This window comes from Pedobacter sp. ASV12 (assembly GCF_016429155.1).
In the GTDB taxonomy this organism is placed as follows: Bacteria; Bacteroidota; Bacteroidia; order Sphingobacteriales; family Sphingobacteriaceae; genus Pedobacter.
The window spans coordinates 1-466 of sequence record NZ_JAELUC010000288.1 but is presented as its reverse complement, the minus strand read 5'-3'; the positions used below and the strand labels follow the sequence as shown (position 1 = coordinate 466).

Genomic DNA, 466 nt, shown 5'->3' with positions numbered 1-466 from the left:
CGGCATACGAGATCATGAGTACTGTCTCGTGGGCTCGGAGATGTGTATAAGAGACAGGTATATGACCTATGGTGTTTTCGTGCTTTATTGCAAAGACCATTATGATGGTGCCACCTTGCAAAAGGTAACTAAAGATGTTACTACTCAAATGACAGACAGAGGTTTTACCAAGATGAAGAAATTTACTGAAAAGCTTTTAGAATTCCGCGCAGCAAATCCAGATCAAAAAATAGATCAATGGTATCCCCAGTTTATCAAGCAGTTTGCTGAGTAAAAACTAATACACCTAGCAATTGAACAAAGACCTTCAAGCAAAAACTTGGAGGTTTTTTATTTCACTCCTATACAGCTTAGTATTTGAGCTTTTCAACGATCTGAATACAGCTTCCCTAGCTGTCTCTTATACACATCTGACGCTGCCGACGAACCACGACATGTGTGGAGGTGGGTGGGGGGGGGGGGGGGG

1 protein-coding gene is annotated in these 466 nt (G+C 42.5%); it reads left to right on the top strand.

What is annotated here, in order from left to right; translation table 11 throughout:
• The coding region (locus JHD69_RS20345; protein WP_199142146.1) for a hypothetical protein at positions 1–274 on the top strand (274 nt) is incomplete at its 5' end.
• Positions 275–466 lie beyond the last annotated feature (192 nt).